Source organism: Edaphosphingomonas fennica, from assembly GCF_003034225.1.
GTDB lineage: Bacteria > Pseudomonadota > Alphaproteobacteria > Sphingomonadales > Sphingomonadaceae > Sphingomonas_E > Sphingomonas_E fennica.
Genome location: NZ_PHHF01000018.1, coordinates 152,093 through 165,328 on the forward strand (window position 1 = coordinate 152,093; position 13,236 = coordinate 165,328).

The window sequence follows — 13,236 nt, forward strand, 5'->3', positions numbered from 1 at the left end:
CCGGCCTGGCCTTGCCGCCTTCCCGCGGGGGCGCAGCAAAGGCGATCCGAACGAAAAACGGCCGGCCCGGCACGCGTCGGGCCGGCCGTTTTCGTATTCCGCGAAGCCCGCCGGAAAGGATCGCCTTTTCGATCGGTTAACCCTCCCTTGCTAGCTTTCCCGCCGCCGGCCGTGACGGGGCCGGTGCGATAGGCGCCTTGGAGGGGCATGAGGCATATCGAACTTCCGCCGGTGATGGACGGGCAGGCCGTGGCTCGGCTGGCGCCGTTGCTGCGCGCGGCGATGGATGCAGGCGAAGCCGTCACGCTGCACGGCAGCGGGGTCGTCCAGATCGGCCAGGCCGGCCTCCAGATGCTGCTCGCAGCCGCCCGCTCGGTAGAAGCCCGTCTCGAGGCCCCGTCCGAATCGCTGGCCGGCATGGCGGCGCTCGCCGGCCTGCAATCCCTGCCGCCCTTCGTTCCGGCCCAGGGCGTGGCGGCATGACGAACGAAGAGATACAGGGCCTCTTCTTCCAGGAATGCGACGAAGGGCTGGCCGCTGCCGAAGCGGCGCTGATGGCCTGCCGGACGGGCGGCCACGACGGTGAAACCATCAATCAGATCTTCCGCGCCGTCCATTCGATCAAGGGCGGGGCGGGGGCTTTCGGGTTTTCCGCGCTCCAATCCTTCACCCATCATTTCGAAACCGTGCTCGATCTGGTGCGCGGCGGCGATCTTGCTCTGTCGGATGATGTGCTCACGCTCATGTTCCGCGCCTTCGACAGGCTGGCGGATCATGTCGCCGCCACCCGCGCGCGGCTGGCCCCGCCGGACGACGGCGAAATCCTGGCGCTGCTCCGCGCCGCTGGATCGCCCGCGCCGTCGCAGCCCGTGCTGGCGGTTTCCGCGGCGCCCTGCGGAGCGGCCGACGTCACCGGCCTCAGCTTCGATCTCGATGCCCTGCTCGGCGATCTGGAGCGGGATTCGCCGACCAATACGCCTTCGCAGCCATGGCTGGTCCGCTTCCGCCCCGGTCCCGGCGCGCTGCGCCATGGCCATGAACCGCTGCTTCTGCTGCGCGAGCTGGCGGCGCTCGGCGGGGAGCTTCTGTCGGTCGATCATGCGGATATCCCGGCGCTCGACGCGCTCGATCCGCGCGGTGCCTATCTGGGCTGGACCTTCCGGCTGCCCGCCGACGTGCCGCGCGCCGCGATCGCGGAGATATTCGAGTTCGTCGCGGGCGAATGCGATCTCGCGATCGAGCGGGCGGACGCTGCGGCCCTTCCGGCTCCTGCGCCGGCAGCCCACGTCGTTTCCCTGCCGCCCGTGCGTCCGAAAGCCGCCGCTTCGTTCGCCGCGCCGCAGACGATCCGGGTCGATCTCGACAAGCTCGACCGCCTCGTCGATCTGATCGGGGCGCTCGGCCTGGCCCAGACGCGGCTGGGGCTGCGGCTTGGGGGCGAGGGACTGGCCGGCATCGCCGAAATGGCCGATCTCGATCGGCTGGCCCGCGATCTCCAGCACAGCGCGCAGGCGATCCGCACCCAGCCGGTCGAGGCGGTGTTCAGCCGCGTCCACCGCATCGTCCGCGAGCTGGAGGCGCAGACCGGCAAGCGCATCAGGCTGGAGGTGGAAGGCGAAGATATCGAGCTTGATCGCACCGTCATCGAACGGATCGGCGAGCCGCTGACCCATCTGATCCGCAACTCCGTCGATCATGGTATTGAGCTGCCGGCCGATCGCGTCGCCGTGGGCAAGCCGGCCGAAGGCGTCGTCCGCCTCGCCGCCGTGCACGGCGAGGGCGAGGTGCTCATCACCGTCGAGGATGACGGGCGCGGCATCGATCGCGATCATGTCCGCGCGCTCGCCGTCGATCGCGGCCTCGTGCCCGCCGACGCGCGGCTGAGCGAGGAGGAGGTGGACGAGCTGATCTTCGTCCCCGGCTTCTCCACCGCGCGGGCGCTGTCCAGCATTTCCGGGCGCGGCGTCGGCATGGATGTCGTCCGCCAGAATGTGCGGGCGCTGGGCGGCCGGGTCGTCATCCGATCCCGGCCGGGGCAGGGCACCGCCTTCACCCTCGCGCTGCCGTTGCCGCGCGCCGTAGCGCCGCCATTTCAAGGCTTGATGGCGCCGCCGCCGATCCTGCACAGGGCGCACGGGTGATCGCGGATATGGAAAGGCGGGGCAGGGTGGCGTTGTTGGTGGATAGCATTGGCGATCGGCGGCGGTCGGCGGCCCGGCTTGTCGATCGGTCCGCCCGCCGGCGGGCCTGATCGCGATGTTCCGGAAGTCATCCGGTGGCGGCCCGGCGCTTTCCCCCGCCGATTTCGCGGCGATCGCGACGCTTGCCCACAGCCATGCCGGCATCGTCCTCGGCCCGGAAAAGGCCGCGTCGGTCGCCGTCCGCCTTTCCGCCCGGCTGCGTGCGCGGGGGTGCGAAGTCTTCGCCGATTATGTCGCCCTGATCCGCACCGACAGCGAGGAACGCGCGCTGGCGATCGAGACGCTGGCCGATACGGGAACCGCCTTCTTCCGGGATGACGGCCATTTCCGTCATGTCGCCGAGCATCTCCGCCCGGCCATCCTCGATCGGGTGGCGCGGGGCGATCGGGTGCGCTTGTGGTCGGCCGGCTGCGCCACGGGCGAGGAAGCCTATTCGCTCGCCCTGGCGCTCCTCGGCCCCGCATCCGCCGACGCCCGCGCGATCCTGGACGGCGATGTCCTGATCCTCGCCACCGATCTCAGCCGTCAGGCGCTCGATGCCGCCCGCCGCGGCCTTTATCCGGCCGCCGCCAATATCCCGCCACCCCTTCGCGCTGCCTGGACGGCCGCCGTCCCCGCCGGGATCGAGATCCGCGAAGCCGTGCGCAACCTCATCCGCTTCCGCCAGCTCAACCTGCTCAACGCCTGGCCCGTCAGCGGCCTGTTCGATGCGATCCTCTGCCGCAACGTGATGCCCGATTTCGACGAGCCGACCCGCCACCGCCTGATCGGCCGCCTGGCGGACCAGATCGTTCCGGGCGGCCATCTCTACATCGGCGTGGACGAACCCCTCGCCAGTCCCGCCGCCGATCGTTTCGCGCCCGCCGGCCAGGGCATCTTCCGCAAGCGCGCCTAGGGCTTTCTTAACCACGCCCGGCCGAAAAGGGTGCGAAGGCGGAAGGGTGCAGCGCATGTCCAGGAAGATTCTCGCGGTAGACGATTCGCCGAGCATGCGGCTCCTGCTTCGCGCCACGCTCAGCCAGCGCGGCTATGGGGTGGCGGAGGCGGAGGACGGCCTGGCCGCGCTCGCCTGGCTGGAAGGCAATATGCCGAGCCTCGTCATCACCGACATCAACATGCCCCGCCTCGACGGCTTCGGCCTGATCGAGCGGCTGCGCGCCCGCGCCGATTTCGTCGATACGCCGATCCTCGTCCTCACCACCGAAAGCGGGGAGGACAAGCAGGCCCGCGCGCGGGCGGCCGGCGCCACGGGATGGATCGTGAAGCCCTTCGATCCCGAACGGCTGGCCGCTGCCGTCCGCCGCGTCGTGCACTGAAAAGGGGGGAGCCGATGTCGCAGGCCCGCGTCCTGGTGGTGGATGATTCGGTGACGATGCGCGCGCTCTTCGCCAGCGTGCTGGACAAGGCCGAGGGCGTCGAGGTGGTCGGCCATGCCGGCGATGCAGACGAGGCCCGCCGCCAGATCGAGGCGCTCGCCCCCGACGTCATGACGCTGGATGTCGAGATGCCGGGCATGAGCGGCCTTGATTTCCTGGAAGAGGTGATGCGCGAGCGGCCGATGCCGGTGGTGATGCTTTCCTCCGTCACGCAGAAGGGCGCCGCCGCCTCGCTCCGCGCGCTGGAGCTGGGGGCGGTGGAATGCTTTCCCAAGCCGCAGCAATCCTCGCTGGAGGAGTTTACCCGCCTCGCGCCCAAGCTGATCGCACTGGTCCGCGCCGCGGCCGCCGGCCGCGTGCCGACCGGCGAGCGCCGTCCCTATGTCCGCGCGACCGAGGAGCCATTCGACTGGAACGGCCGCATCGTCGCGATCAGCGCCGGCACCGGCGGGGTCGATGCGCTGCTCCGCATCCTGCCGGAGCTTCCGTCCAACTGCCCGCCCACCATCATCCTGATGCCGCTCGATCCCGATTTCGTCGATCCGCTGGTGGCCCGCCTCGCGCTGGCCACGAAAGCGGAAGTCTGCCTCGCGCAGGACGGCCTCACGCTCCGGCAGGGTCATATCTATCTGGCAGCCGATCCGCGCTTCCACATCGTCGTCGATCGCTGGCCCGATGCCTCGATGCGGCTGATCTCATCCGATCCGGTGGCGGGGGCCCGGCCATCGGCCAGCCTGCTTTTCGCGACGCTCGCCAAGACGGCGAAGGCCGATTCGATCGGGGTGATGCTCACCGCGCTCGGCACCGACGGGGCGGCGGGGCTGAAGGCGCTGAAGGCGGCCGGCGGCACCACCATCGTCCAGGACCCCGCCACCGCCATGGTGCGCGAGGCGCCGTCCGCCGCCATCGCGGCAGGTGCCGCGGCCGCGGTCGCTGCCCTCGACGATATCGGCCTGCTGCTCCGGTCCGAATCGCAGCGTGCGCAGGCGGCCGCCTGATGGAGGGGGAGGAGGATCGCCGCATCCTGCGGCTGCTCGCCGACGAGCTGGATGCCGTCTGCGGCCGGCTGGAAAGGCTGGGCGGCGTGCTGTGCGACAACATCACGCTCAACGCCGAACTCATCGTCGAACTTCAGGCACTTGACGATATCGGCCAGCGCCAGGCCGCCATCGCCCGCATCCTGCGTGCCGCCGATCTTCCGCAGGCGGCGCAAGGCATTACGCTGGAAAGCATTCGTCGGCGCCTGGGCACGGCCTGCCCCGGAAACGGAAATTCCCCTTAACCCCCGTTTAACCTTTTGCGTTCATCAAGCGTGTGGTTAATCATCTATCGCGGGCCGGAAAGGGCGTTTCCGGCAGCGAGGGGGACGGATCGCTATGCGCGTGCTGCTGATCGAGGACGAACCGACGACCGCGAAGAGCATCGAACTGATGCTCAACGCTGAAGGCTTCAATGTCTACACCACGGATCTGGGCGAGGAAGGCCTCGATCTTGGCAAGCTCTATGATTACGATCTGATCGCTCTCGATCTGAACCTGCCGGACATGCACGGCTATGACGTGCTGAAGAAGCTCCGCGCTTCGCGGGTGCAGACGCCGGTGCTGATCCTGTCCGGCATTTCGGAGATGGATTCGAAGGTGCGGGCGCTGGGCTTCGGCGCGGACGATTACGTCACCAAGCCCTTCCATCGCGAGGAACTGATCGCCCGCATCCATGCGGTCGTCCGCCGGTCCAAGGGCCATTCGCAGTCGGTGATCCGCACCGGCAAGCTGGCGGTGAACCTCGATGCCAAGACCGTGGAGGTCGATGGCGCGCGCGTCCACCTGACGGGCAAGGAATATGCGATGCTGGAGCTGCTTTCGCTCCGCAAGGGCACCACGCTCACCAAGGAAATGTTCCTGAACCATCTCTATGGCGGGATGGACGAGCCGGAACTGAAGATCATCGACGTGTTCATCTGCAAGCTGCGCAAGAAGCTGAGCCTCGCTTGCGGTGGCGAGAATTATATCGAGACCGTCTGGGGCCGCGGCTATGTGCTGCGCGATCCCGACGAAGCGAGCATCGCCCAGGTCGCCTGATCCGGGCCGGATGGGGGGCGGCTTTTCCGCTCCCTTCGCTCCCGCGCCTCTCCTTGGAAAAGCTTTCCGCCGTCGGCCTTTGGCTGGCGGCGTCGTGCTGCTGCACGCTCCCGCAATCCGCGTCCGCTTCGCGCATCACATGCCATCCCGGCAGCTTGGCGGCATCGGCCGGCTCATTTAGTGAATGAACGAAACTAAATGAGGAGAGGCGAATCATGGACATGGACCGGGCGAAGGATTTCTGCCGCAGCTATGGCGATGCGATGGCCAGTGGAAAGGCGGGTGCGCTCGCCGATCATTATGGCTTCCCTTATGTTTCCTTCACGGGCGGCTATATTTCCCGGTTCGAGGATCGGGCCGATGCCGATGCCATGGTGCAGGCCCATCTCGATCGCTTCCAGCGCAGCGGCCTCGGCCTCGACATCCGGCTTGCCGATTACCGGGTGGAGCCGGTTTCTGGCACCGGTGCGCTCTGCCACCTGCGTTGGGAGATCCATCCCGAAAAGGGCGAGGGCTGGGCGTGGGACAATGTCTATGGCCTGCGCCAGACGGCCGATGGCCAGCATTTCGAATTCAATGTGTCGGACAATGAATTCGGCGAGCTGCTCGCCCGCTACCCGGATTTCATGAGCGTCTGACCGGATTTGCGGCACTGCTCCCTTGCGGGTGGTGCCGCCCCATGCGCGCGCGTTCCAAACAGGCTCTTGTGCAATGCAGCAAAGCGTTGCAGTCTTCCTGTAACAGAAAGGACGCGCAAAGCAGCCTATGGGGAAGAGAGCCGCTTTCGACGAGATCAGAGGGCATGAGGGCGGGGACGCCGCACGGCCCGAATTCGCCGCGCTGGGGAGCTGGATCAGGGATACGCCCCCCGCCGAGCTGAACCGGCGGCAGCAGGCGGCCGAAGCGGCCTTCCGCCAGCTGGGCATCACCTTCGCCGTCTATGGCGAGGCGGAAGCCGCCGAACGGATCATCCCCTTCGATATCGTGCCGCGCGTCTTCACGGCCCCTGAATGGGCCAGGCTTTCCGAAGGGCTGGTGCAGCGGGTGGTGGCAATCAACGCCTTCCTCGACGATGTCTATGGCGCGCGGCGGATCATCGCCGATGGCGTTGTGCCGCCCGAGCTGATCCTTGCCAACCCGCAGTTCCGGCCGGTCCTCGCCGGCGCCCGCCCGCCGCACGGCATCTTCGCCCATATCTGCGGCATCGATCTCGTCCGCACCGGGCCGGAGGAATTCTTCGTGCTCGAGGATAATGCCCGCACGCCCTCGGGCGTCTCCTACATGCTCGAAAACAGGGAGGCGATGCTCCGCCTCTGCCCGGAATTGTTCGAGCTGTTTCCTGTGGCGCCGGTCGACGATTATCCCGATGCGCTGCACGGAACGCTGCGCTCGGTGGCGCCCAGGGGGCGGTCGAGCAACCCGGTCTGCGTGCTGCTGACCCCCGGCCATTTCAACTCGGCCTTCTACGAACACAGCTTCCTCGCCGATTCCATGGGGATCGAGCTGGTCGAGGCGGCCGATCTGGTGGTGGACGACGATATCGTCTGGATGAAGACGATCGAGGGGCTGGTGCGGGTGGACGTGATCTATCGCCGCCTCGACGACGATTATCTCGATCCGCTCGTCTTCCTGCCCGAATCCGTGCTCGGCGTGCCGGGGCTGGTATCCGCTTATATGGCGGGCAACGTCACGCTGGTGAACGCGCCGGGCACCGGCATCGCCGATGACAAGGCGATCTACAGCTACATGCCGGAAATCGTGAAATATTATACCGGCAGCGAGGCGAAGCTGCCCAATGTCGAAACCTGGCGCTGCCGCGAGCCCGATTGCCTGCGCTACGTGCTCGACAATCTTTCCGATCTGGTGGTGAAGCTGGTCGACGGATCGGGCGGCTACGGCATGCTGGTCGGCCCCACCGCCACCCGGCACGAGATCGAATGCTTCCGCGCCGCCCTGGTGGCGGAGCCGCATCGCTACATCGCCCAGCCGACGCTGGCGCTTTCCACCGTGCCGACGCTGACCGAGCAGGGCGTGGCGCCGCGCCATGTCGATTTCCGGCCCTTCGTCCTGTCGGGCGCCGACGGCGTCACCATCGTTCCCGGCGGCCTTACCCGCGTGGCGCTCCGCGAAGGATCGCTCGTCGTCAATTCCAGCCAGGGCGGGGGCACCAAGGACAGCCTGATCCTGCTCGATCGGCCGCAACGGGGAGGGCGCTGATGCTCAGCCGCACCGCCGCCTCGCTCTACTGGCTGGGCCGTTATGTCGAACGCGCCGAATTCACCGCGCGGCTGATCGAAGCGACGATCCGCCTCGATGCGCTGTCCCCCCGCCCCGCGGGCATGGGGGCCTGGGAAAGCGCGCTCGCCGTCGCGGCGGCGGACCATGGCTTCGCCGCGACCGGGGAGGGGCTGAACCCCGCCAACGTCGCCCGCTATCTCACACTTTCCAACGATAATCCCAGCTCGATCCGGTCCTGCCTCGATAGCGCGCGGGGCAATGCGCGCGCCGTCCGCACCGCGCTCTCGCGGGAGGCGTGGGAAGCCATCAACCGCGCCTGGCTGGGTCTGCGCGATCGTTCATCCACCGGCGGCACCCATGCGACGCTGGCGCTGGTCGATGCGGTGAAGGCGGAAACGCGCGGTTTCGAAGGGGCGCTGCACCGTATGCTGCGCAACGAGCCTTCGTGGTTCATCAGCCTTGGCGCCGCGGTCGAGCGGGCGGACAACACGGCGCGCCTGATCGACGTCAAATATCACCTGCTTCTGCCCGAGGGCGAAATGGTCGGCGGCGTGATGGATCGCGACCAGTGGACCACCATTCTCCACACGGTATCGGCGGTCACCGCCTATCGCTGGCTCTATCGCGATGGCCTGCGCCCGGTGCAGGTGGCGGAGCTGCTGATCCACCGGCGGGAACTGCCGCGTTCGCTGGCGGCTTCGGTGGACGAGGTCGTTTCCCACCTCAACCTGCTGGGCAAGCGCACGGGGTTGCAGGGCGAGGCCGATCGCATGGCGCGGGCGCGCCAGGCGACGATGGCGCGCGACAGCATCGATCGGGTCATCGCCGGCGGGCTCCACGAATATCTCTCCGCCTTCATCGTGGAGAATTCCGCGCTTGACCGTGCGATCGGAAAGCAGTTCCGCTTCGCCTGACATGCGGCTCTTCGTCCATCATCGCACGGATTACCGCTTCAGCGAGCCGCAGGATCGCGTCGTCCAGCTGCTGCGGCTCGTGCCGGGCAGCCATATCGGCCAGAATGTCGTCGATTGGCGGATCGACGTGGATTGCAACGCGCGGCTCCGCCCCGGCCGGGACGGTTTCGGCAATGAAACGGCGATGCTCTATATCGACGGGCCGGTCCATGCGGTCAGCCTCGCGGTGATGGGGGAGGTGCTGACGCAGGATCAGGCCGGCATGGTGGCGGGGGCCGCCGAAACCCTGCCGCCCGTCCTCTATATCCGCGCGACGCCGCTGACCGCCGCGTCGGAATCGATCCGCGCGCTCGCGGCCGAGGTGGAGGGCGCCGACGGCACGGCCCTCGATCGCGCGCACCGGCTGATGGCGCTGGTCCATCGCCGGATGCGCTTCGTCCCCGGCCGGCGGATCGATGGGCGCAATGCCGCCACCGCTTATGCGGAAGGGGAGGGCAATGCCGCCGATCTGGCCCACGTGCTGATCGCGGCCGCCCGCCGGCTCGGGCTGCCGGCGCGCTATGTTTCCGGCCATGTGCTGCGCCCCGCCCACCAGCATGAATGGCATGAGGCGGCACATGCCTGGGCGGAGCTGCACATCGCCGATTTCGGCTGGATCGGCTTCGATCCCACTGCCGATCGCTGCCCGGACGACCATTATGTCCGCGTCGCCATCGGCCTCGATCACCGCGATGCCGCCCCCGTTTCCGGCACCCGCACCGGCGGCGGCAGCGAGGTGCTGGATGTCGGCGTTCGGGTTGGAATCGAGGGCTGACGATCCTCGACGGGAGGAAATGGCGTGACCTACTGCCTCGGCATCCTGCTCCGTGACGGGCTTGTCCTGATCTCCGACACCCGGACCAATGCCGGGATCGACAACATATCGATCTATCGCAAGATGCACGGGCTGGCGGACACGCCCGACCGGTTGATCCTGTGCATGAGCGCGGGCAACCTCTCCGTCACCCAGAACGTCCTCGGCCAGCTCGCCGAAGGGCTGCCGCCCCTGATGGCGGACGACCCGCCGCGCCGCATCGAAGACATGCCGAGCATGTTCCGCGCCGCCCAGCTGGTCGGCGAAGCGGTGATGATCGCCGGTCGCGAGCTGAAGCCGGCGCTTGCCGCAGCGGGCGTCCCCTCGGGCATCTCGCTGCTGGTGGGCGGGCGGATCGGCGGCGGCCCGCTGGCGCTCTTCCTGGTCTATGACGCCGGCAATTTCATCGAATGCGGCCAGGATACGCCCTTCCTCCAAATTGGGGCCACCGCCTACGGCAAGCCCATCCTGGATCGCGCGCTCGCTTATGATTCGCCGCTGGACGAAGCGGTGAAGGTCGGGCTGCTCTCCTTCGACAGCACGATCCGATCCGACCTTTCGGTAGGCTTGCCGTTCGACATGGTGGTGATGCCCGCCGATCCGGCCCTGCCGGTGGTGCGCCGCCGGCTGGAAAGCGACGACGCCTATTTCCAGGAGCTGTCGGCCCGCTGGTCGCAGCTTCTCAACGAAAGCCGCACGGCGGTTCCCGATCCGCCCTTCCTGGCCGAAGCCGGCATTTCACCGCGCGCATAAGAAGGGCCCGGCCTCGCGAACGAGACCGGGCCTTTCTTTCCGTCGAGCGGCGCCGGGATCAGCGCTGGGCGAGCGGCACGTAATCGCGCTGCGCGGCGCCCGTGTAGAGCTGGCGCGGGCGGCCGATCTTCTGCTCGGGATCGGCGATCATCTCGTTCCACTGCGCGACCCAGCCGACGGTGCGGGCCAGGGCGAACAGCACGGTGAACATCGTCGTCGGGAAGCCGATCGCCGACAGGATCACGCCCGAATAGAAGTCCACGTTCGGGTAGAGCTTCTTCTCGATGAAATAGGGATCGGTGAGCGCGATCTCCTCGAGCTTGCGGGCCACGTCGAGGATCGGATCCTGCTTGCCCAGCTTGTTGAGCACCTCGGTCGCCGCCTTGCCGAGCACCTTCGCGCGCGGATCGTAATTCTTGTAGACGCGGTGGCCGAAGCCCATCAGGCGGAACGGATCGTCCTTGTTCTTGGCGCGGGCGATATATTCCGGAATGCGATCGATATGGCCGATCTCGCGCAGCATGTTGAGCGCGGCCTCGTTCGCGCCGCCATGGGCGGGGCCCCACAGGCAGGCGATGCCGGCGGCGATGCAGGCGAACGGATTGGCGCCCGAGGAACCGGCGAGGCGGACCGTCGAGGTCGAGGCGTTCTGTTCGTGATCGGCATGCAGGATGAAGATCTTGTCCATCGCCGCTTCCACGACCGGATCGATCTCATATTCCTCGGCCGGGACCGAGAAGGTCATGTTCAGGAAGTTGCCGGTGTAGGACAGGTTGTTCTTCGGATAGACGAAGGGCTGGCCGACCGAATATTTATAGGCCATCGCCGCGATCGTCGGGATCTTGGCGATCAGGCGGTGGCTGGCCACGAGCCGCTGGTGCGGATCGGAGATGTCCGTGGAATCGTGGTAGAAGGCCGAGAGCGCGCCAACCACGCCGCACATCACCGCCATCGGGTGGGCATCGCGACGGAAGCCGCGATAGAATTGGGCGAGCTGCTCATGCACCATGGTGTGGCGCGTGATGTGGTTGGAGAACTGCTCCAGCTCCGACTTGGACGGCAGTTCGCCGTTCAGCAGGAGGTAGCTCACCTCCATGAAGTTGGACTGTTCGGCAAGCTGATCGATCGGGTAGCCGCGGTGGAGCAGCACGCCCTGGTCGCCATCGATGAAGGTGATCTTGGATTCGCAGCTTGCGGTGGAGGTGAAGCCGGGATCGTAGGTGAAGGCGCCGGTGTTGGCGTAGAGCTTTCGGATGTCGATCACATCGGGACCGACACTGCCGGACAGGACCTTATATTCGGAGTCCTTGCCGCCGATTTCGAGTTTGGCGCTATCGCCCATGGGTCTTTCTCCTACTAATCCAGTCAGACGCCCGTCTGGGCCAGCCTGTCGGCCAGGCGGCCGAGGCTCTCTTCGCGACCGAGGAGGGCCAGAACGTCGAAAATCCCCGGCGATGTCGCCCGGCCGGTGAGCGCCGCGCGAAGCGGTTGCGCCACCTTGCCCAGCTTCAGGCCGGCCGCCTCCGCAACCTCGCGAACCGCCGCTTCAAGTGCAGGGGCGTTCCACTCCGCGACCGAGGCTATCGCTTGCTCGGCCGAAGCCAGGACCGCGATTGCGGCGGTGTCTAGCAGGCTCGCGGCGGCTTCGTCCACGTCTATGGGGCGTGTGCGAAACAGGAAGGTCGAAGCCTCAGCCAACTCCGCCAAATCCTTGGCCCTTGGCTGAAGAACGGGCATGGCGCGGCGCAGCAAATCCATGTCCGCATCGCCAAGCGGACGGCCGATCAGCGCATCGACTCGGGGACGGATCAGCTCCGCCAGACGGGCCGGATCGGCCTCGCGGATATAGTGGCCGTTCAGATTTTCGAGCTTCTTGAGATCGAAGCGCGAGGGCGATCGGCCGACGCCGGCAAGATCGAACCATTCGATCGCCTGGTCGCGGCTGATGATCTCCGCATCGCCGTGGCCCCAGCCGAGCCGCAGCAGATAATTGTTGAGCGCTTCGGGCAGGATGCCGAGATCGTCGCGATAGGCATCCACGCCCAGCGCGCCATGCCGCTTGGAAAGCTTCGCCCCATCCGCGCCGTGGATCAGCGGGACATGGGCGTAGACCGGCTCCGGCCAGCCCATCGCCCGGATGATACCGAGCTGGCGGAAGGCGTTGTTGAGATGGTCGTCGCCGCGGATCACATGGGTGACGCCCATGTCGTGATCGTCCACCACCACGGCGAGCATATAGGTGGGCGTGCCGTCCGAACGGAGCAGGATCATGTCGTCCAGCTCGGCATTCTTCACGGTCACCGCGCCCTGGACGCGATCGTGGATCGTCGTCTCGCCCTCCCGCTCGGCCTTCAGGCGGATGACGAAGGGGGCGCCTTCCGGCGCCTCGGCCGGATCGCGATCGCGCCAGCGGCCGTCATAGCGCAGCGGCTGCTTGGCGGCGCGCTGCTGTTCGCGCAGCTCGGCCAGTTCCTCGGCGGTCGCGTAGCATTTATAGGCATGGCCCGCCGCCAGCATCTGGTGCGCGACCTCGGCGTGGCGCGCGGCGCGGGCGAACTGGAACACGGGCGGCTCATCGCCTTCCAGCCCCAGCCAGGCGAGGCCGTCCAGGATCGCATCGATGGCGGGCTGGGTGGAGCGCGCGCGATCCGTGTCCTCGATCCGCAGCAGGAAGCGGCCGCCATGGTGGCGGGCGAAGAGATAGTTGAACAATGCGGTGCGGGCACCGCCGATGTGCAGGAAACCGGTCGGCGAAGGCGCGAATCGGGTGACGACGGGACGGGTCTCGACGGGTGCTTCGGTGCTTGCGCCCACGCGCGCTTT

14 protein-coding genes are annotated in these 13,236 nt (G+C 67.4%); 12 read left to right on the top strand and 2 right to left on the bottom strand.

All coding sequences use genetic code 11. The annotated features are described in order from the left end of the window. The first annotated feature begins 207 nt into the window (after positions 1-207). The 12 genes from CV103_RS04165 to CV103_RS04220 all read left to right on the top strand — a co-directional run bounded on the left by CV103_RS04165 (position 208) and on the right by CV103_RS04220 (position 10,413). Positions 208-483, top strand: coding sequence for an STAS domain-containing protein (locus CV103_RS04165; protein WP_107394044.1), 276 nt, complete (start codon positions 208-210; stop codon positions 481-483). Further along, positions 480-2,141, top strand: a complete 1,662-nt coding sequence (locus CV103_RS04170; protein WP_107394045.1) for a chemotaxis protein CheA — start codon at positions 480-482, stop codon at positions 2,139-2,141. The genes CV103_RS04165 and CV103_RS04170 overlap by 4 nt, the downstream gene beginning before the upstream one ends. Positions 2,142-2,256: 115 nt before the next feature. Then, complete coding sequence (locus CV103_RS04175; protein ID WP_107394046.1) at positions 2,257-3,096, top strand: CheR family methyltransferase; 840 nt, start codon at positions 2,257-2,259, stop codon at positions 3,094-3,096. 55 nt (positions 3,097-3,151) lie between these two features. Next, positions 3,152-3,517: a response regulator gene (locus tag CV103_RS04180; RefSeq protein WP_041865098.1), complete on the top strand. Its 366-nt coding sequence runs from the start codon at positions 3,152-3,154 to the stop codon at positions 3,515-3,517. Positions 3,518-3,531: 14 nt separating this feature from the next. Continuing rightward, complete coding sequence (locus tag CV103_RS04185; protein WP_107394047.1) at positions 3,532-4,575, top strand: chemotaxis protein CheB; 1,044 nt, start codon at positions 3,532-3,534, stop codon at positions 4,573-4,575. After that, positions 4,575-4,859, top strand: a complete 285-nt coding sequence (locus tag CV103_RS04190) for a hypothetical protein (protein ID WP_015457308.1) — start codon at positions 4,575-4,577, stop codon at positions 4,857-4,859. Before CV103_RS04185 ends, CV103_RS04190 begins: the two co-directional genes overlap by 1 nt. A 94-nt stretch (positions 4,860-4,953) precedes the next feature. Next, a complete protein-coding gene (gene ctrA / locus CV103_RS04195) occupies positions 4,954-5,655 on the top strand; it encodes a response regulator transcription factor CtrA (RefSeq protein WP_015457307.1) in 702 nt (233 codons plus the stop codon). 215 nt (positions 5,656-5,870) lie between these two features. Beyond that, complete coding sequence (locus CV103_RS04200; protein ID WP_107394048.1) at positions 5,871-6,293, top strand: hypothetical protein; 423 nt, start codon at positions 5,871-5,873, stop codon at positions 6,291-6,293. Between the two features lie 127 nt (positions 6,294-6,420). After that, complete coding sequence (locus CV103_RS04205; RefSeq protein ID WP_107394049.1) at positions 6,421-7,872, top strand: circularly permuted type 2 ATP-grasp protein; 1,452 nt, start codon at positions 6,421-6,423, stop codon at positions 7,870-7,872. Next, positions 7,872-8,807, top strand: a complete 936-nt coding sequence (locus tag CV103_RS04210; protein ID WP_015457304.1) for an alpha-E domain-containing protein — start codon at positions 7,872-7,874, stop codon at positions 8,805-8,807. The genes CV103_RS04205 and CV103_RS04210 overlap by 1 nt, the downstream gene beginning before the upstream one ends. Further along, positions 8,776-9,621, top strand: a complete 846-nt coding sequence (locus tag CV103_RS04215; protein WP_245896649.1) for a transglutaminase family protein — start codon at positions 8,776-8,778, stop codon at positions 9,619-9,621. Before CV103_RS04210 ends, CV103_RS04215 begins: the two co-directional genes overlap by 32 nt. A 24-nt stretch (positions 9,622-9,645) precedes the next feature. Further along, entirely contained in the window at positions 9,646-10,413 is a 768-nt protein-coding gene (locus CV103_RS04220) for a proteasome-type protease (RefSeq protein ID WP_107394051.1), read from the top strand. Positions 10,414-10,471: 58 nt separating this feature from the next. Here the strand turns inward: CV103_RS04220 and gltA are convergent, their stop codons facing one another. Together gltA and gltX are read right to left on the bottom strand one after the other, a co-directional pair. Beyond that, entirely contained in the window at positions 10,472-11,755 is a 1,284-nt protein-coding gene (gltA, locus tag CV103_RS04225) for a citrate synthase (RefSeq protein WP_015457301.1), read from the bottom strand. Positions 11,756-11,778: 23 nt separating this feature from the next. Next, positions 11,779-13,227, bottom strand: a complete 1,449-nt coding sequence (gene gltX / locus CV103_RS04230) for a glutamate--tRNA ligase (RefSeq protein ID WP_015457300.1) — start codon at positions 13,225-13,227, stop codon at positions 11,779-11,781. Positions 13,228-13,236 lie beyond the last annotated feature (9 nt).

What these genes read in the sequence shown, in the direction of transcription:
- CV103_RS04165 (WP_107394044.1), top strand. Translation starts at nt 208, where the DNA reads ATGAGGCATATCGAACTTCCGCCGGTGATGGACGGGCAGGCCGTGGCT.
- CV103_RS04170 (WP_107394045.1), top strand. Translation starts at nt 480, where the DNA reads ATGACGAACGAAGAGATACAGGGCCTCTTCTTCCAGGAATGCGACGAA.
- CV103_RS04175 (WP_107394046.1), top strand. Translation starts at nt 2,257, where the DNA reads ATGTTCCGGAAGTCATCCGGTGGCGGCCCGGCGCTTTCCCCCGCCGAT.
- CV103_RS04180 (WP_041865098.1), top strand. Translation starts at nt 3,152, where the DNA reads ATGTCCAGGAAGATTCTCGCGGTAGACGATTCGCCGAGCATGCGGCTC.
- CV103_RS04185 (WP_107394047.1), top strand. Translation starts at nt 3,532, where the DNA reads ATGTCGCAGGCCCGCGTCCTGGTGGTGGATGATTCGGTGACGATGCGC.
- CV103_RS04190 (WP_015457308.1), top strand. Translation starts at nt 4,575, where the DNA reads ATGGAGGGGGAGGAGGATCGCCGCATCCTGCGGCTGCTCGCCGACGAG.
- ctrA (WP_015457307.1), top strand. Translation starts at nt 4,954, where the DNA reads ATGCGCGTGCTGCTGATCGAGGACGAACCGACGACCGCGAAGAGCATC.
- CV103_RS04200 (WP_107394048.1), top strand. Translation starts at nt 5,871, where the DNA reads ATGGACATGGACCGGGCGAAGGATTTCTGCCGCAGCTATGGCGATGCG.
- CV103_RS04205 (WP_107394049.1), top strand. Translation starts at nt 6,421, where the DNA reads ATGGGGAAGAGAGCCGCTTTCGACGAGATCAGAGGGCATGAGGGCGGG.
- CV103_RS04210 (WP_015457304.1), top strand. Translation starts at nt 7,872, where the DNA reads ATGCTCAGCCGCACCGCCGCCTCGCTCTACTGGCTGGGCCGTTATGTC.
- gltA (WP_015457301.1), bottom strand. Translation starts at nt 11,755, where the DNA reads ATGGGCGATAGCGCCAAACTCGAAATCGGCGGCAAGGACTCCGAATAT.